The organism is Vibrio sp. T9 (assembly GCF_003123985.1).
Classification (GTDB): domain Bacteria; phylum Pseudomonadota; class Gammaproteobacteria; order Enterobacterales; family Vibrionaceae; genus Vibrio; species Vibrio diabolicus.
The window spans coordinates 779,891-797,885 of the sequence record NZ_NIGY01000001.1; the positions used below are offsets into that span (position 1 = coordinate 779,891).

The following is a 17,995-nucleotide window of genomic DNA, read 5'->3' on the forward strand; positions in this document are numbered from 1 at the left end:
AGCCACTATGTGGACATTGTCTGCGCTAAATTCTCGAATGCTGACCCATTTTTTCTTCAAAAATGCGATTCAAACAGCGTCTAAGTATCGTCAGCATATCTAGAATGGGGACAATAGCGACTTTTTCAAGAGAATCGACCGGTTTTTTTATCGAAAAGCCTAAAAAGAGATCTTGCTCTTGTTTTACTCCACAGAGTTGAAAACTAAATCCCTAATCCTCCCTACAAACTATTAACATTTTCTTACGTGACCAAAGGAAAGGTTTAAGGAGTGCAAGGATGTCGCAAAAAAACCGGATTCTGCTGACTTTTTTTGCCTTCTATTTCCTTTGCGCAATCATAGGTGGTCATTGGGTTTGGCAGACTAGTTATCAATCATTGCTTGATAAACACCAGTCCCAACTTGAGCAATTTTCTAGTCATATTAAAAACAAACTCGATAAATACGCCCATATCCCTAACCTTCTGGCCAAAGATGACCCTCTCCATCAAGCGTTACTGCATCCAAATAACAGTGCCCAACTGGAACTCACCAATCGGTATTTAGAATCCGTTAATGACGTGATTGAAGCGGCAGATACCTATTTAATCGATCAATGGGGTACGACGGTCGCGGCCAGCAACTGGCGTAAAGAGCGATCTTTTATTGGACGAAATTTTGCGTTCCGCCCTTATTTCAAACAAGCAATCGTTGGGGAACGAAGCCAATACTACGCGCTTGGTTCGACTTCGGGTAAGCGTGGCTACTACTATTCTTATCCGATCATATACGCGGGCGGCGTCCTTGGTGTGGTCGTGGTTAAGATGGACTTGAGTAAGATAGAAGACAACTGGCAGCAGCCAAATAGTGTGTTCGTCGCGAGCGATCCGCACGGGATTGTTTTCATGAGCAGCCGAAGTGATTGGCTACTCAAAAGCTTACAACCACTGACTGAGAATGAAAGAAAACAAGTTTGGGCAAGCCGACAATACCTTGATGAGCCAATTGAAACTCTAGGATTGGTGGGCAATGTGGAGGAAACGCATTCTGAGCTAAAACAAGGTTACCCATATAACAAAGGGACCTTGGTGGTCTCTTCGTTGCCCCTACCAGAGCTCAAGCTGACCATCCGTGTACTATCTCCTAAGCAGTCTATCGTCTGGCTCACAATGGGTTACATTTTTGTACTTACTCTTGCATTCACCGTGTTGTTTTTAATTGGCCAGCTCATCTATCACCGTCAACAACGCCACTTACAACTTGAGAGAATTCAACAAGAGGCCAATCAAAAACTTGAATATCAAGTCATGGCTCGCACCGCAGAATTGCAAGCAGAAATCGCCCAGAGAATAGAAACCGAACAAACACTTCGCCTAACGCAAGACGAACTCGTTCAAGCTGCGAAACTAGCAGTATTAGGGCAAATGTCAGCCAGTATCAGTCATGAACTGAATAATCCACTTGCGGCCATTCGCAGCTTTGCTGAAAACGGCAAGCTGTTCCTCCAAAAAGAAAAATATGAGCGAGTGGAAGATAATCTAACTCGCATCTCAGCCCTCACTGATCGTATGGCAAACATCAGTCAGCAGCTTCGTTCTTTCGCTAAAAAAACCAGTGGAAACGAGCTAGCTCAATCTCGTTTGTTTCCAGTAATTGCCTCAGTCAAAGAGCTGATGAAACCCGCACTTAAATCTGCACGTGTCACGCTAGAAACGCAGGTACCAGAGCACGATGTTGAAGTTCAGATCAATATCATTCAACTTGAACAAGTGTTGGTTAATTTGCTGACCAATGCGATAGAGGCTCTCAAAGAGCAACAAGACAAACAAGTACAGTTATCCGTAGAGCAAGACGAACATGCCGGTTTGGTTTGGATTCATGTAGATGACAATGGTCCAGGGCTTGGAGGTTTCTCACTTTCGGACTTATGTGAGCCTTTCCTAACTACCAAACAAAATGGGTTAGGTTTAGGGCTCTCCATCTCTCAACAAATCTTAGCCAGTATGAACGGAAGATTATGTGCCCAAAATCGAGAACAAGGCGGAGCTCGATTTTCATTGTGTTTACCTATCGCTCCTAACAACACAGAACAATCAAAAGGATGAGATCATGTGTCAGGTGTTTTTTATTGATGATGAAGCCGATCTTAGACTGGCAATAGAACAAACGTTTGAATTGGCAGATATCGATGCCACATTCTTTCCAGACGCTGAATCTGCCTTACTCGCCATTAAGCAGGGAGCCGAGCCAGGAGTGGTGATTACCGATATTTGCTTACCCGGTATTTCAGGGATGGATTTACTGAATACCCTTGTGCGAAAAGACACCCATCTTCCCGTGATTATGATTACTGGTCATGGCGATATCTCAATGGCGGTTAATGCGTTACACCAAGGAGCGTATGATTTTATCGAAAAGCCATTCCCACCTGAGCACCTAGTTGAAACCGTCAAGCGCGCCATTGAGAAGCGCCAATTAACGGTTGAAAACGAGAAGTTACGCCTGTCTCTCAAGGCAAGTAAAACGCTCGGACCTCGTGTTATCGGAGAAACGTCTAGCATTCAAATGTTACGCGAAACCATTGCTCACATCGCCGATACTGATGCAGATATCTTATTGTTTGGCGAAACTGGTACAGGTAAAGAGTTAATCGCCCGTTCTTTGCATGAGCAAAGCTCTCGACGGAACCAAAACTTTGTCGCAGTAAATTGTGGTGCAGTACCAGAGAATTTGATTGAGAGCGAACTCTACGGGCATGAAAAAGGCGCATTTACTGGCGCAGAAAGCCGCCGTATCGGTAAGTTTGAATTTGCTCAAGGCGGTACACTTTTCTTGGATGAAATCGAGTCAATGCCAATCCAAGCCCAAATCCGTTTACTGAGAGTACTGCAAGAGCGTGTGATTGAGCGTGTCGGCTCGAATGAACTCTTGCCCTTAGATATTCGAGTGATTGCCGCCACCAAAGTCGATTTGAAACGTGCTGCTGAAGAGGGAACCTTTCGCCAAGATCTTTACTATCGACTGAATGTGGTTACCTTAGATCTCCCGCCACTGCGTGAACGGAAAGAAGACATCCCTGCCCTCTTCCATCATTTCCTATTGGTAGCGGCTTCACGTTACGGTAAAAGCTCTCCTAGCTTGTCATCCCACGACCTCGCCCAACTGATGAACCATGACTGGCCAGGCAATGTTCGCGAACTAAGAAATGCAGCTGAACGTTTCGTGCTATTGGGTAAATTAATTCAGTTAGGAGAATCGACTCCGGTTGCCAAGCCTTCTTCAAGTCTTGCAGAACAAGTTGCAGAGTTCGAGAGAGCAGCCATTGAAGGTGCATTACTAGAAAATAACGGCAGCATTAAACAGACAATGGCGCAATTGAATGTGCCTCGAAAAACTCTGTATGACAAAATGCAACGCTATCAAATAGATAAAGAGCTCTATAAATAAAACGATTCCCAAGGATTGGTATTATATCCAACTTGAATCATAATTTTTAATAACTGATTCATCATGGTTGTTACGGATATGAACGAGAAAGTGAGAATACCGATCATTACAGATACCGTGATGGTAGACGGGCAATATCAAGAAGAGAGACGTTCAGGCGAGGAGCGGCGCAAGAATAAAAAGAAGTGGCGAAGCTACGAGCGGCGAGTCCAACCAGACCCTCGTAGGCCTAGCTACAAACCCATAGACGAAGAGGTGTGAATCATCACACCTCTTTTGTTTTTCTTCAAATATCTGGTGCCATTATTTAGTGATGATTTCTGGCCCCATCAAGGTGGTTGGTAACCAAGTCGACACCCATGGCACGTACGTTACAATAATGAGGAATAGGAACATCACCGCCACCCATGGCAGTGCGGCTTTTACTACATTCATCATCGACATTTTGGCGACACCTGCAGTAACAAACAAGTTAAGCCCAACAGGTGGTGTTATCATACCTATCTCCATATTTACCACCATCATAATACCTAAGTGAATTGGATCGATCCCAAGTGCTATCGCAATTGGGAACACCAGTGGTGCAACAATGATCAATAAGCCTGATGGCTCCATAAATTGACCACCAATCAACAGCAATACGTTCACCACAATCAAGAAGGTGATTGGTCCTAAACCAGCTGACATCATTGACTCTGTGATCATTTGCGGGATGCGCTCTTCCGTGAGAACGTGCTTCAAAATTAACGCATTGGCAATAATGAAAAGCAGCATGATGGTGAGTTTACCCGCTTCATACAGCGTGTGTTTGGTGTCTTTATGAACGAAGGTGTGAAAAATTTTGACTAATGCAGGCTTAGTATTTTGCTTATCAGCAAATGGCCCCATGTCTTTGTATACAAAGTTGGCAATAAAGAACGAGTACACAGCAGCAACTGCAGCGGCTTCTGTTGGGGTGAAAATACCGCCATAAATACCACCGAGAATGATCACCACCAGCAACAAGCCCCAGCTTGCATCCTTAGCTGCATCAAACGTCTCTTTCCAACCGACAAATGGTTGTTTTGGCAGGTTCTTAATACGGGCAGCAATATAGATCGCTATCATCAACATGACACCCGCTAGCAAACCGGGAATCACACCACCGAGGAACATACGTCCAACTGATACATCGGTCGCGGCAGCGTAAACCACCATAACGATAGACGGCGGAATCAAAATCCCTAGCGTACCTGCGTTACAAATTACGCCGGCCGCAAACTCTTTTGAGTAACCGTTTTTGATCATACCTGCGATAACGATACTACCTATGGCAACAACCGTTGCTGGAGATGAACCTGACAGCGCGGCAAACATCATACACGCGACAACCGAAGCCATCGCTAAACCACCACGGAACCAGCCTACAATCGCAATCGCGAAACGAATGATCCGTTTCGCTACACCACCTGTCGACATAAAGCTTGAAGCTAAAATGAAGAATGGAATTGCTAATAGAGTGTAGTGTCCAGCAAATGCATTAAACAACGTTTGAGCAACAGACGCCAAAGACGCATCCGAATGAATCAAAAGGAAAAGAATACTGGAAAGACCCAGAGAAACTGCGATTGGCACGCCGACGAGCATGAAGCCAATTACCATCAAAAATAGAAATAAGATATCCATGGCTTATTGCTCCTTGCTCTTAGAATTGTCTGAGGCCTTTGGAGCCATAAGATCACCGGCATCACTCATCTCTTCTTGAAGCGCCTCTAGCTCTTCTTCCGCTTCATGCCCTGCAATCAGTCGGTCGAGCTTTCCGGTAGCAATTTGCCATGTTGCCTGAGCAAATCTCAGCGTTAGCAACGCCATACCAAGTGGCAAAGCGAAATAAGGAATAAAACGTGGCAGCTTTTCGTAACGCTCTCCCTCGTTTAACCAATCCGCCATAAACTGAAGCATTTCCGGCATTGGAATATCATCCGTTTCATACCACGCTCGGTCTGTGGCGAACGGATACCAGTAGTTCCAAGAGCCAATTAAAAGCAAAATAGAGAAGGCTAAACAGCATATTGCAGCGAATAACGCCAAGGCTTTTCGTTTGCCCTCTGGCACTATGTTGATAATCACATCAACACCAATATGAAAGTGTTTTTTCACACCGTAAGAAGCGCCGACCAACACCATCCATGCGAACATAAAGACGGTGAGCTCAAGCGCCCAAAGAATATTGTCGTTAAAGACATAACGAAAGATGACATTGGCAAAGGTTAACAAGGTCATGGCACCTAGGAAGAAAGCAATCAAAGTCTCTTCAATGGCATCGGTGATTCGTCCAGCCTTGGCAAAAAAAGTCTGTTCCATAATTACATCACGTCGTCTGTAGGGGAAAAGAGCCCCCTCTAATCGAGAGGGCTAAGCGTGCTAGGCGTTATTATTTTTGGTTAGAAGCCAAAGCGGCTTCGATTAGGTCAGAACCAATGTCTTTTTCAAACTTCTTCCATACTGGCTGAAGTGCAGTGACCCATTCTTGGCGCTGTTCTGGCGTTAACGTGCGAACCACACCACCAGCTTCGATGATGTTGTTTTTGTTCGCAAGGTTCACTTTGGTCGACTCAGCATTACGCTGCGCTGTCACCTCTTGGATGATTGTGTTTAGCTGCTCGCGCTGATCGTCTGGTAAGTTTTTCCAGAAGTCGTTTGACGTCACTACTAGGTAATCCAGAATCCCGTGGTTCGTTTCCGTAATGCCATCTTGAACTTCGAAGAACTTTTTGCCGTAGATGTTTGACCAAGTATTTTCTTGACCATCAATAACCTTAGTTTGCAGGCCACCGTACACTTCTTTGAATGACATTTTTTGCGGGTTTGCGCCTAGCTGTTCAAACTGAGCAACGAGAACGTCAGAAGCTTGAACACGGAACTTAAGCCCTTCAGCATCGGCTGGAGAAATGAGCGGCTTGTTGGCTGACATTTGCTTCATGCCATTATGCCAAAACGCAATACCTTGTAGGCCACGTCGTTTCATTGAGTTTTTCAGCTTTTCACCGGCTTCAGAGTTTTGGAAGCGGTCAACAGCGTCGACATCGTCGAATAAGAAAGGCAGATCGAAAAGGCGGTACTTTTTGGTGAATTTCTCAAACTTAGAAAGAGAAGGTGCAGCGAGTTGAACATCACCATTTAGTAGTGCTTCCAACACCTTATCATCATCGTAAAGCGTTGAGTTCGGAAACACCTGCATACAGACTTTACCGTTCATCTCTTCGTTAACGCGTTTTTCAAGTAACGAAGCCGCAATACCTTTTGGGTGTTTGTCCGCGTTCGTTACATGGCTGAACTTGATGACCGTTTCACCTGGGTCACAATTCGCGGCAGCGTTAAAGCTCGTTACAGCAAGCGCAGAGACAGATAGTAGAGTTAGAGGCTTAAACATTATTATTCTCCTTGTTGAATCACATCCCATCCCGTCCATGAATAACTAGGTATTAGGCGATGGGTACGGATGTTCAACAAAGAGCAATTAATGGACCATGTTAAAATTCATATGCATTTCAATAAATTAACAAAGCCCATTAACATGAACACAGAGTATAACGAGTGAATTCCACCCAAGAAAAAGATTCAAATGGGTGGGAAATGACCCATTTATGAAGAACAGCTTATCTCCATTTTCTTCCCCCATTCTGGTGGCAATTTCGCGTAATCATCAAACTCGGGCTGCTCATCAAATGGGCGCTTTAACAGTTCGGCCAATCGGTGTAATTCGCTAAAGTCCCCTTCTTCCGCTTTATCAATCGCCAACTGAGCCAAGTAGTTACGCAAGATGTATTTGGGATTGGCTTGACGCATCTGTTCGCAACGTTGTTCGGCTGAAATCAGATCCCCTAGTTCATCAACCTCTAGTTCACATCGAGCTAAGTACAGATCAAGCCAAGCTCGCGCAGCTTCTCGGTCAAGAAACAAGTCGATTACGGCTTGAGAAGAATCAGTATCAAGATTTGAAAGCGTTCTAAAGAAGCGAGTGTAATCCGTGTTATTTTGGTGAAGGAGCTCAAACATTGCTTCAAATAAACGTCCATCTTCCGCGATCTTGGTTTTTAAACCCAACTTCTCACGCATTAGGCGGCTGAACTGCTGACTCAACCGGACTTCAAATTGACTCAACGACGCTTCTAAATCTTCTCGATCAACGAGTGGCGATAGCGCATGCGCGAGTGCTGATAGGTTCCAAAGCGCAATTCTTGGCTGTTGGTCAAATGCATAACGACCTTGGTAGTCGGAATGATTACAAATATATCCCGGCTCATAATCATCAAGAAAACCAAACGGGCCGTAATCAAACGTTTGACCAAGGATCGACATGTTGTCGGTGTTCATTACCCCATGAGCAAACCCATACGCTTGCCAATAAGCAATCATGTCCGCTGTTTTCTGAACAATTTCACCAAACATTGCAGCGTATGGCTTCTCGGCCGACGCACAATCAGCAAAGTGCCACTCGATCACTTTGTCCGCCAGCAACTTCTGCTCTGCCAATTGATTGGTATAGAAAAAATGCTCGAAATGGCCAAAACGCACATGGGTCTCCGCCATACGAATCAACATTGCGCCGAATTCTGTTTTCTCGCGATAAACCGGCGTGTCACTGACCATCATGCCAAGAGCACGAGTCGTCGGGATCCCAAGCCCTGCCATGGCTTCACTACATAGATACTCACGAATGGTTGAGCGCAACACCGCCCTGCCGTCCCCCATTCGCGAGTAGGGGGTTAGCCCCGCGCCTTTAAGGTGAATATCAAACCAAGTGCCATCTTGATGCTCAATTTCCGCCAACAGCAATCCACGTCCATCGCCCAAGTCTGGGTTGTAAACGCCAAACTGATGTCCTGCGTATTTCATCGCCAAAGGACGAAACGGTTCGAATTCGCTTTGCCCAGAAAAAACAGCCAATAGCTCATCGTTTTGCTCTGCTGGTAAACCAAACTGCTGCGCAAACTCACCATTCCAAGCGACCCAACGAGTATTATCCAAGGGTTGCGGCCCGACCAAAGTATAGAAAGCTGACGGTAATTGACTAAAGCGATGGGTGAAACTGACCCGTTGCCAAATGGACATGTGGAGTTCCTTAATAAAAAGAAGTACTGCTGTCAGTATACGTGTGAACGTCACTGTCATTCAGCCATGAAATGGGCATGGGTATTTTGCGTGAATAACGCGAAGGTGGTAGGAAGGTATTAACCCGCTGCATACCACCTCACAAACGGAAGTGGTATGTAAAAGCGATCAAATGATTAAGCGGAAAACTCTTCACCCGTTTTTGGTGGCTCTGATGGTGTATCAAAACGAGCGCGTTCAATATCCACGACCGTTTTATAGCTCAACGATAACAAAGCCAACTGGTACGCACCGAAAATACCATAGGCAACACCCACAAGACTCAGCATGAAGAGGTTAGTAAAGTGACTAAAGATAAGCTGACTGAGCAATCCCGCGCCCAATGGAATTAAGCCCATCAAAATGAATACTTGTTTGTTGTATGGTCTGCTTTGGTTCCACGAACGACGCAAGCTGCGCGGCTGATGATCCATTGCGGTCGCTGGCAACACGAACGACCAGCGCGCCATCACCCAATAGCCCGGAATACTTGCAACCGTTGTGATAAACGCCATGGCAACAAAATCGGGTTCACCACTTTCTGCAATATAGAGAAACGACAACACAAAGATTGGGATACCAATGACGAGCATCATCATCAACCCAAATAATATCCACCAGCCAATGAAACGGAATTCTCTGGCTGACAAGCGAAATACATCCAATGCTGAGTGCATGTAATCGCCAACCAAATAAATTCGGTGTACACGCACAGCCGCCATCGCGGCAACAAGTGGGTATGAAATGATTGTGACGAAATAAAATCCCGCGATGTTTCCTTCTTGAGCGTTCGCTTGATCTTGCCCCGTCATTTCAGGATACATAAACACAAAAATTGAGTGCACGATGATCAATGGAATACAAGCAATGACAATTGCGAGTAGGTTCCTTCTGACCATAACTGCTGCTTCTCGGCATATTGCCGAAACAGAAAAGTCCTCGGTTGACATACAACATCCTTAATTTATAAAAATCTGCCCATAGGGTACCCGCTGAATAGAAAAATCGCTTTAAAAATAATGAGAAACACATCTCATAAGATAATGAGAGGTACTAGGAAGCAAAACGGGTACAAAAATAAGCCACTCAATGTGAGTGGCTTATACGGTAATTCGATATCGTTTTAGACGCGGCGTCGCCAGCCCAATGCAACAAGTAACATCAGAGCCCAATAAGAAACACTGCCACTACCTTCAGAGTTCTTGAATGTCGTTGTTTTCAAAGAAGCGACAACCGTCACGGTCACTTCACCTATTGCGGTAGCACCGTTGCCATCTGAAACCGTATATTGCAGCTTGATGTTATCAACCGCACTATCCGGAGCTTGAAAACGAATTTTGCCATTTTCTACACTCGCACTTCCCACGCCCGTTAGGTTCTGTACGCTTTCTACAACCAGTTTATCGCCATTCACATCCGAATCATTGCCAGCAGCATCAATCACAATGCTTTCACCAACGGCAACGGTCGCCGTATCTGCTAACGTGACTGGCGCTGCGTTTTGCATGGTTAAATTGACGGTAGCACTGGAGGTTTCATTACTTGGATCAGTAACGGTTAGACGGAATGTCAGAACCTCACCCGCTTTTATACCTTGAGGCACTGTAAAGCTTGCCGTAGCACTGGTCGAATTTCCGATAGAAACTGAAGTACCAGCCAATTGCTCCCATCGGTAGTTCAACACATCGCCATCCGCATCTGTGCTGTTTGCCGCCGACAATGTTACTTTCTGTCCAGCAGTAATCTTTTGGCTATCCACATCGATGAGCGCTTTTGGTGCTTCATTACTACCAAGTACTTCGACCTGCACGCTCACAACCGAAGACGAATACACGCCGTCCGTAGACAGCAAACGATATTGGAAGCTGTCCAAACCAACGAAGTTAGCTTCAGGTTGGTATTGGTTGCCAGAAATGGTGCCGTGCTCAGGCTTCTGCACAATGTCCACATTGAACTGATATCCTATGGCCATGAAATCATTGTCCATCAAGTTCAGATCGATTGGCGTATTCTTATCGGTTTGCAGTGAGTCAGCTTTCGCTTCAACAATGTTATTCGCCTCCACATTCAAGAGTGCTGCAAACGGAACATAAGAGAACCCGGCTTGCTCTAAACCAAACGTACCTATCTCATTGTAATTACCAGTCCACATTACAGGCAGGGATGATTTTTCAGTTTTTAGTAAGCGGCCAAAGTCAAAGTTCGATTCAAATTCACCGCCTTCTAATTCCACTACTAACAGGTGCTGACCTGCACTTAATTGGCTAGGTTGAGGGAATAAAATTCGGGATGGCTTTTGGAAGCTACCTTGCTGTAAAAGTTCAGCATTGTTCTGATCCAATATTAATCGGTAGCCCACGTTACCTGAGAATGGGAATCGCCATACTCGATAAGTCATGTCACTTTGAGCGCTATTGCTTTGCGCGTAAAGTTGAAGACCATCAAGCTTTGTCTCAGCATTCAAATCCAATGATACCGCCAGGGTGTTACTGCCACTTGCGTACACATAACCTTGGTGAAGAGAGTTCAACCATGCCGATTTATTTGGCTCGTTTATATGCTCAAGAGAAAAACTGCCGCCGTTGGTATTGCTGGCAATGTTGGAAATACGAACCCCAGTATCAAACCCGGCGATCGCTCTCAGACCCGGGGTCGATGTATCTGAAATGACATTGCCACCATTAGGATACAAATCGCCGGCATCACTGCTTCCATCACGTTCTAACTCATTCAGACCATCGGCCTGCATGATTTGAACCTGCATCGCGCCAACATCGTTAAAGCGATTCTGGACATTAACCGACGTCGCTAGTATGCCTTCTGCCGCCAATGATCGGTCGTAACCGCTAAAGGTACGGTTTTCCAAATAAACGCGTGGGCCAAACTCTTTCAAGTACGGGTCGAGATACACCAGTTTGACATCGTCGTTATTCACGGAAATAGGCATCGGGCTTTCATGAGTGATCGTTGGTACAACGAAACCAGCGGCGTGTTTACTCCAGGCGCTCATGTTCACTGGCGTGTCTCCTGCGTATGAGTCTCCCGGTTTCTGTGCCCATGAACCACCACCCATCACGCCCCAAGAACCGATCGAGGCATCACTGTTCCTTGCGTACAAATCCGGCAAGCCAAGCATTAAATGGCCAAGCTCATGTACGATCACGCCTAACGTCGCTTGATGATCAACTTGGTAGTCAGCAAACACACAGTAATCGGCAATTTTTTTGCCATCTAGTGTCACATCGTCGTGAGAGAATTTATGAGGCCAAATAGAAGGACGATCAAGGAATCCGGTTGAACGGTCGCCACCCGCAAAAATAAACATAACTGAGAGTTCTGACGGTTCTACGGTACCATTTTGATTGCTGTCGTAAGCCGAAAGATTAAAGTACGGATCCAGTTTTTGATATGCTTCGGTGAAGACCGTATTCAACTTGGCAGTGCAAGTCTTGTCTGTTGAGCTAGAGTGGCAATTTGGGTGGCTTTGCGCCACGGTCACATTGATCACACCATCATTCGCGGTACCATAACTCTCAATCGCAGGGACAACTTTGAATTTCCCTTGAGAGTTTTTATCAAAATAATCGACAACGCTTTGACCATCGGTATTAAACACACGTTGTTCGAAGTCATGCACCATTGCTTGGTCATCAAAGGAGACTTGCACAACCAACAGTGGTTGTTGCTTCACCGATGAGCTACTCATCGCCTGATAACCTTGCGCCGAACGCAACAGATTTTGGCGCGCCATCGGTTCAATGGTTTTTAGAGAAGATAACTGCGGCTTAACTTGTAGATCCGGGCGAAACTTCGCCGATTCAGGCGCATCACTCGATTGAGTTTTAGCAACACCCGTCGAGCGCAACGTTGGGATGTCTGACTCGCGCTGAATCTGTGCAAAAAACCAAATGCCATCTTCATGAACCAAGGCATTACCTTGTTTATCTTCAAACCAGTGGAAATCGGCAGTGCCGCGTAAAATTGCCTCACTAGAGGTACCATCGCTCAACGCAATAGTATGCCAAACTGGTGATGGCGGAGTAGTTGCCATGCTCTTACCTGCAAGAAGCGCAGTTAGCATAGTCAAGGCGAGTGTGTTGAATTTCAAAGTACGGCTCCATCTTTTCGATTCGTTTAATACCAAGCACAGTCAGTACACAATAGCCCATAAACATAGAATGAGGTTGAGTGGCTAACGACTAAGGCTGGTATCAATTCGCTCAGATAACACAATATTATTTAGCATCACGTTACAAAAGCGTCGGATGCCCAAATACTTTTGTAAGTGTGGCTTCCGAGGGTATAAATTGAGTGAATGAATAGTATCGAAACAAAAGGAAGAAGAAATAAACTTCTGCGACTTTGTAGATAAAATTGGGCAACGTCCCACATATTTTATAAATGTACGAGCACTGCTATTAATCAGTGCTCGTTATGGTCGGTGGGGTGCAGATAAACGCTACTTTAACCTGTAAGAACGGCGTCTTCAGGGTACTTGATTAAGGTAGGTTCAGGGCGGGCTAACATGTAGGCAAGCGTGAGTGGCCCGATACGACCAATGATCATCACCACGATCATAATGTACTTGCCAGGCTCAGAAAGCTCTGCCGTCAAACCAGCGGTAAGTCCTACCGTCGCAAATGCGGAAATGGTTTCAAACATGACCTTATCAAAGCTTGCCTTCTCTGTGAGCATCAATAAAAACATCGCGCTTGTCAGAATGGCGCCGCTCACAACGATAATGGCAAGTGACTTAGTCACGGTTTGCCAGTTTACGGTTCGTTTAAACATAACCACATGTTTCTTTTGGCGCAAAAAGGTCCACGTAGCCATGAACGCAACGGCAAATGTGGAAACCTTAATGCCGCCCCCCGTTGAGGTGGACCCAGCACCAATCAACATCAGAACAATCATGATCAATAAAGCTGGCTGGGTAAACTGCGCCAAGTCGACACTGTTGAACCCGGCCGTCCGAGCACTAGCGGATTGGAAGAATGCCGCCAACCATTGACCAGCCAAAGGTAACGATTCCATTGTATTTGGATTACTCCGCTCGAGTAACCAAAACATCACCGTCCCAACAAAGAGCAATATCGGAGTCGCGATAAGCATGATTTTGGTATGAAGATGCAAAAAGTGGAAACCTTTACGCCAGTTCAGCCAGATGTCTCCGACAACAGTAAAACCAAGCCCACCAAAAATGAATAACCCGGCTAGGGTAAAGATGACCAGCGGGTCATTCACAAAGCTCATCATACTGTCTGAAAACAGAGCAAACCCTGCGTTGTTAAACGCAGAAATCGCATGAAATAACGCGTAAAACATGCCAGTTTGCCAGCCCACTTCAGGAACCCAACGAACGGAAAGGAAAATAAACCCAATAGATTCCGCGACAAGCGCAAAAATCACAATCCGCTTCACCAGTCGGTTTAAATTGACCTGTCGGTCTTGCCCTAGCGCTTCTTTCGCTAACGCCTGCTGGCGTAAGCTTAAACGCACACCAAACATATAGAGTAAAACCGCCGACAACGTCATCTGTCCCAACCCACCGATTTGCATTAAAAACATCAGCAAGATTTTTCCGGCTAACGTAAAGTGCTGCCCGGTATCGACAACACCAAGCCCTGTCACACTTATGGCGGATGTTGCGGTAAACAAAGCGTCCGTTATCGAAAGGCCTGTAACAGAAAAAACTGGCAAGGTTAACAGCACGGCAGAAGGCAGCAACACACCGAGAAAACTCAGCAATATAATCCGCGGCTCGTTACCCTTTGCTTTTTCTCGTTTACCATCTGGCGCGTAAAAAACGCCTTTTTGATGAAACTGCGTCATAGTGATTTTAATTTATTTGCTAGCGCATCTTGCGGGCCAACCACAATAATGAGATCGCCAATTTCCAGCTTGGTATTAAGGTCTGGCGCCTTGGTAATTTCTGGGCCCCGTTTAAACCCGAGTACTTGCACACCGTCGACTTTGCACAGTGCGAGGTCACTTAATGTCTTACCCATCCAACGAGATCCAATCACAAACTCCGTCATGGCTAAGCCACTACCTAAAAGGTGGAACTCAAGAACCCGTTTATCGAGCATTTTACGCGCGACACGTATCCCCATGTCACGTTCAGGCATGATAATGTGGTCCGCACCAATCTTTTGCAGGACACGCGCTTGAAATCGATCGTTGGCTTTAACCCATACTGACTTCACTCCCGCTTCTTTGGCGATCAGTGTGGCGAGAATACTAGCGTTAACGTCCGCTCCGATAGCAATCATCACCATGTCGTAATCATCAAGCTTAAGCTCAGCAACCGTCTCTTCGTGAGTACAATTAGCCACAATTGCCTGACTAACAAAACTGGCAGCTTCTTTAACTCTGTCTTCGTTGATATCAACCGCTAAAACTTGAGCTCCTGAATCTTGTAGCTCTTTACACACTGCCAAACCAAATCGGCCAAGACCAATAACGGCGAATTGCTTATCACCTGTTTTCATTTATGCCTCATCTTATGCATTCACTAGCAAGCAAAAAAGTCTGCGCCCATTCCTAACCTTGTGCAAACCTGAGGACAGAGAATTGACAAAAGCTTTACGAAAGCTGACTCACTTTGAGTGTTAAGCGTATGACATAAATTAACTTTTTTACTCATTACGGCATAAAAGCCAACACTGTCAACCCATGAGTGAATCTCCCTAAAACGCAAAAAGCCGCATTGTTGCGGCTTTTGGATCGTAGAGATAAAACAGGCTATTTTGATTCGCGCTTATCGTGCGGTTTACGCTTGTTCTTAGGTACGTAATTTAAAATAGAAATCGGCACTGGCTTTCTTGGTGCAAAGCCGTCAATTTCCACTCGCTCTAGCAAGTGCCCTAAACGGCTCTCGATCATACAAAGGTTTTTAAAGTCATCTTTTGAGACTAATGAGATCGCTTCACCTTGTGCGCCAGCACGACCAGTACGACCAATACGGTGTACATATTCATCTGCTGGATACGGTAAGTCGTAGTTAATAACAACGGGCAAGTTATCGATATCAATACCGCGCGCTGCAACACCAGTTGCGACTAGGTACTGGATTTCACCGGCTTTGAACTTTTCTATTAATTCTTGGCGAACACGCTGATTACGGCCACTGTGAAACGCTTCAGCCACAATGCCGCGCTTTTCAAGTTGGCTAACAAGCTTGGCAGCACCATGCTTGGTTTCAATAAATACCAGTACTTGTGACCAGTCGTTTTCTTTGAGCATGTGACTTAACAGCGACGACTTCATGTCCTTATCGACGGTGGTGATCCACTGCTTGATGTTCGACTTAGATGCACTGTGTTTTGCAATCGTGATCTCTTCAGGATCAATAATCGCGTTTTTCGCCAAATCACGAACAGGATTAGATAGCGTTGCCGAGAACAGCAGACTTTGAACATGTTCTGGCATGCAATCAACGATCTTATCGATCGCATCGATGAATCCCATGTCCAACATTTTGTCCGCTTCATCAAGCACTAGCATTTCCACTTCATCAAAGTGAATAGCGCGTTGACCATACAGGTCAATCAAACGTCCCGGCGTACTTACCACAATATCGACACCCTCGATCAAAGCTTGTTTTTGTGGCGCATAATCCACACCACCAAACATCGCCATTGAGCGCAGCGGTAAGTTTTTACCATAAGCTTCAATGCTTTGATGAACCTGAAGCGCAAGTTCGCGTGTGGGCGTAAGAATAATAGCGCGAGCACGTTTTTTACGTTGCGTTTCGCCTTGACTAAGCTTTTCTAAGATTGGTAGAACAAAACTGGCCGTTTTACCTGTCCCCGTTTGTGCTGCGGCAATTAAGTTGCTACCACGCAGTACGATTGGAATGGCTTTTTGCTGGATAGAGGTCGGTTTTTCATAACCTAGCGCTTTTACTGCATCAGTAATCGATGCGCTTAAACCAAGCTTAGAAAATGGCATAGAAACGTCTCAACAGAGGAAATGGGCGCGTAGTGTATCAGAATCCCAGTGAAGTAACAGAAGGATTCATGCGCGTAGAGCCCGATAATAGAGCGCTGCATGATTTACTCGCAACATCACATTTCTTGCGCGTGAATCTAGTTATGCTGCTAACGTGTACATTACTGGGAAACGTTATGGACGTATTACTGCTGGTTGGATTAATCGCACTCAATGGCGCGTTTGCTATGTCAGAGATCGCTCTAGTCGCAGCCAAAAGCGGAAGGCTAAAATTAATTGCAGAACACAACACCTCTGCCGCTTTAGCGCTCGAACTTAAAAACAATCCGACTCAGTTTCTTTCCACGATCCAAATAGGCATTACCGTCATCGGGCTATTAAGTGGTATTTTTGGTGAAGCAACGCTTTCAGTACCATTCGAAAATTGGTTAGTAACCCAAGGGCTAGAAAGAGAGATAGCAACGGTACTTTCAACGACGAGCGTCGTGCTCATGATCACCTACTTCGCGATTGTGGTGGGAGAACTCGTTCCCAAGCGCTTTGCACAAAACAACGCAGAAACCATCGCTATTATCGTAGCTTATCCGATCCACTGGCTCGCCAAGCTCACCACTCCTTTTGTCTTCTTATTGACGTTTTCAACCGATACTTTTCTCCGATTATTGCGCCAAAACGACAGCAACGGTGAGATTGTTACCGAGGAGGATATTTTTGCTATTGTTAGCGAAGGCTCTGAGTCCGGTGCGATTGAGCCACAAGAGCAATTGATGATTCGCAACTTACTCCACCTTAACGATCGTTTAGCATTATCGTTAATGACACCACGGTGCGATATCCATTACCTAGATGCCAACCAACCTATTGATGTCATCCTTACTGACCTTCGCCAAACCCAACACTCCGTATGGCCAGTCTGTAAGGGTAGTTTGGACAATATTATTGGCACCATTTCATCCAAAGTCCTGCTCGATGAATATGACGAATTGTCTATCAGTAAACTGGCTAAACAGCTCAAGCGTCCGCGTTTTGTACCCGAGTCCATGAAAGGGTTACCTCTCCTTAACTACATGCAACAAACCAGTGCGGAAATGGTCTTTATTGTCGATGAGTATGGTGATGTACAAGGCCTAGTAACCCTTTACGACTTGTTAAAGTCAATTGCTGGAGAACTGGGCATGGCGCCACAGCAAGTGTGGGCCAAACAACAAAAAGATGGCAGTTGGTTGATGGACGCGTTGATCCCGCTCAATGAGCTCAAGAACAAACTCGAACTGAGCAGCATAGAAGGCGAAGAGCGAGAAGGCTTTCAAACATTAAATGGGCTTTTGACATGGCTTTATGGTCGAGTCCCAAATGTTGGGGAGCACATTCACTACCAAGGTTGGCGATTTGACATACTCCTCGTTAAAAAACATCGCATTATGCAAGTCAGAGTCACCAAAGACATCGATACACCAACTAACAATAGCGAAGTGGAATAAAG

13 protein-coding genes and 1 pseudogene are annotated in these 17,995 nt (G+C 45.5%); 4 read left to right on the top strand and 10 right to left on the bottom strand.

What is annotated here, in order from left to right; genetic code table 11:
* Nucleotides 1-25 precede the first annotated feature (25 nt).
* Nucleotides 26-238 (bottom strand): annotated as a pseudogene (locus CBX98_RS26545) (hypothetical protein).
* Nucleotides 239-278: 40 nt separating this feature from the next.
* Here CBX98_RS26545 and CBX98_RS03570 point away from each other — a divergent pair.
* The 3 genes from CBX98_RS03570 to CBX98_RS26550 all read left to right on the top strand — a co-directional run bounded on the left by CBX98_RS03570 (nucleotide 279) and on the right by CBX98_RS26550 (nucleotide 3,687).
* Nucleotides 279-2,084 (top strand): ATP-binding protein, encoded by a 1,806-nt coding sequence (locus CBX98_RS03570; protein WP_109168588.1) that lies wholly within the window; start codon nucleotides 279-281, stop codon nucleotides 2,082-2,084.
* Between the two features lie 4 nt (nucleotides 2,085-2,088).
* On the top strand, nucleotides 2,089-3,426 hold the full coding sequence (locus tag CBX98_RS03575; protein WP_005390512.1) for a sigma-54 dependent transcriptional regulator: 1,338 nt from the start codon (nucleotides 2,089-2,091) through the stop codon (nucleotides 3,424-3,426).
* A gap of 78 nt (nucleotides 3,427-3,504) precedes the next feature.
* A complete protein-coding gene (locus CBX98_RS26550) occupies nucleotides 3,505-3,687 on the top strand; it encodes a hypothetical protein (RefSeq protein WP_031780150.1) in 183 nt (60 codons plus the stop codon).
* A gap of 42 nt (nucleotides 3,688-3,729) precedes the next feature.
* On the opposite strand, the gene CBX98_RS03585 is transcribed toward CBX98_RS26550, so the two are convergent.
* From CBX98_RS03585 to CBX98_RS03625, 9 genes are all read right to left on the bottom strand, one after another.
* The gene (locus tag CBX98_RS03585) at nucleotides 3,730-5,091 is read right to left on the bottom strand and encodes a TRAP transporter large permease (protein WP_005390510.1); all 1,362 of its coding nucleotides are present in this window, start codon (nucleotides 5,089-5,091) and stop codon (nucleotides 3,730-3,732) included.
* Between the two features lie 3 nt (nucleotides 5,092-5,094).
* Nucleotides 5,095-5,769, bottom strand: a complete 675-nt coding sequence (locus tag CBX98_RS03590) for a TRAP transporter small permease (RefSeq protein WP_005390505.1) — start codon at nucleotides 5,767-5,769, stop codon at nucleotides 5,095-5,097.
* Nucleotides 5,770-5,839: 70 nt separating this feature from the next.
* Entirely contained in the window at nucleotides 5,840-6,838 is a 999-nt protein-coding gene (locus tag CBX98_RS03595; protein WP_005390503.1) for a TRAP transporter substrate-binding protein, read from the bottom strand.
* A gap of 212 nt (nucleotides 6,839-7,050) precedes the next feature.
* The gene (locus tag CBX98_RS03600; protein WP_109168589.1) at nucleotides 7,051-8,520 is read right to left on the bottom strand and encodes a protein adenylyltransferase SelO; all 1,470 of its coding nucleotides are present in this window, start codon (nucleotides 8,518-8,520) and stop codon (nucleotides 7,051-7,053) included.
* 176 nt (nucleotides 8,521-8,696) lie between these two features.
* Nucleotides 8,697-9,509 (bottom strand): sugar transporter, encoded by an 813-nt coding sequence (locus CBX98_RS03605; RefSeq protein ID WP_109168590.1) that lies wholly within the window; start codon nucleotides 9,507-9,509, stop codon nucleotides 8,697-8,699.
* Between the two features lie 173 nt (nucleotides 9,510-9,682).
* Entirely contained in the window at nucleotides 9,683-12,667 is a 2,985-nt protein-coding gene (locus CBX98_RS03610; RefSeq protein WP_172605915.1) for a M6 family metalloprotease domain-containing protein, read from the bottom strand.
* A gap of 356 nt (nucleotides 12,668-13,023) precedes the next feature.
* A complete protein-coding gene (locus CBX98_RS03615) occupies nucleotides 13,024-14,391 on the bottom strand; it encodes a TrkH family potassium uptake protein (RefSeq protein ID WP_109168591.1) in 1,368 nt (455 codons plus the stop codon).
* Nucleotides 14,388-15,050, bottom strand: a complete 663-nt coding sequence (locus CBX98_RS03620; protein WP_109168592.1) for a TrkA family potassium uptake protein — start codon at nucleotides 15,048-15,050, stop codon at nucleotides 14,388-14,390. The genes CBX98_RS03615 and CBX98_RS03620 overlap by 4 nt, the downstream gene beginning before the upstream one ends.
* 253 nt (nucleotides 15,051-15,303) lie before the next feature.
* The gene (locus CBX98_RS03625) at nucleotides 15,304-16,512 is read right to left on the bottom strand and encodes a DEAD/DEAH box helicase (RefSeq protein ID WP_046874220.1); all 1,209 of its coding nucleotides are present in this window, start codon (nucleotides 16,510-16,512) and stop codon (nucleotides 15,304-15,306) included.
* Nucleotides 16,513-16,688: 176 nt separating this feature from the next.
* Here CBX98_RS03625 and CBX98_RS03630 point away from each other — a divergent pair, with 176 nt between their 5' ends.
* Nucleotides 16,689-17,993 carry a hemolysin family protein gene (locus CBX98_RS03630; protein WP_172605916.1) on the top strand — a complete coding sequence of 435 codons (1,305 nt, stop codon included), beginning with the start codon at nucleotides 16,689-16,691 and terminating at the stop codon, nucleotides 17,991-17,993.
* Nucleotides 17,994-17,995: the final 2 nt, after the last annotated feature.

Bases quoted from the DNA above. Each gene is read 5' to 3' on its own strand.
- CBX98_RS03620 (WP_109168592.1), bottom strand. From the start codon at position 15,050: ATGAAAACAGGTGATAAGCAATTCGCCGTTATTGGTCTTGGCCGATTT.
- CBX98_RS03590 (WP_005390505.1), bottom strand. From the start codon at position 5,769: ATGGAACAGACTTTTTTTGCCAAGGCTGGACGAATCACCGATGCCATT.
- CBX98_RS03595 (WP_005390503.1), bottom strand. From the start codon at position 6,838: ATGTTTAAGCCTCTAACTCTACTATCTGTCTCTGCGCTTGCTGTAACG.
- CBX98_RS03605 (WP_109168590.1), bottom strand. From the start codon at position 9,509: ATGTCAACCGAGGACTTTTCTGTTTCGGCAATATGCCGAGAAGCAGCA.
- CBX98_RS03575 (WP_005390512.1), top strand. From the start codon at position 2,089: ATGTGTCAGGTGTTTTTTATTGATGATGAAGCCGATCTTAGACTGGCA.
- CBX98_RS03570 (WP_109168588.1), top strand. From the start codon at position 279: ATGTCGCAAAAAAACCGGATTCTGCTGACTTTTTTTGCCTTCTATTTC.
- CBX98_RS03615 (WP_109168591.1), bottom strand. From the start codon at position 14,391: ATGACGCAGTTTCATCAAAAAGGCGTTTTTTACGCGCCAGATGGTAAA.
- CBX98_RS03630 (WP_172605916.1), top strand. From the start codon at position 16,689: ATGGACGTATTACTGCTGGTTGGATTAATCGCACTCAATGGCGCGTTT.
- CBX98_RS26550 (WP_031780150.1), top strand. From the start codon at position 3,505: ATGAACGAGAAAGTGAGAATACCGATCATTACAGATACCGTGATGGTA.
- CBX98_RS03600 (WP_109168589.1), bottom strand. From the start codon at position 8,520: ATGTCCATTTGGCAACGGGTCAGTTTCACCCATCGCTTTAGTCAATTA.
- CBX98_RS03625 (WP_046874220.1), bottom strand. From the start codon at position 16,512: ATGCCATTTTCTAAGCTTGGTTTAAGCGCATCGATTACTGATGCAGTA.
- CBX98_RS03585 (WP_005390510.1), bottom strand. From the start codon at position 5,091: ATGGATATCTTATTTCTATTTTTGATGGTAATTGGCTTCATGCTCGTC.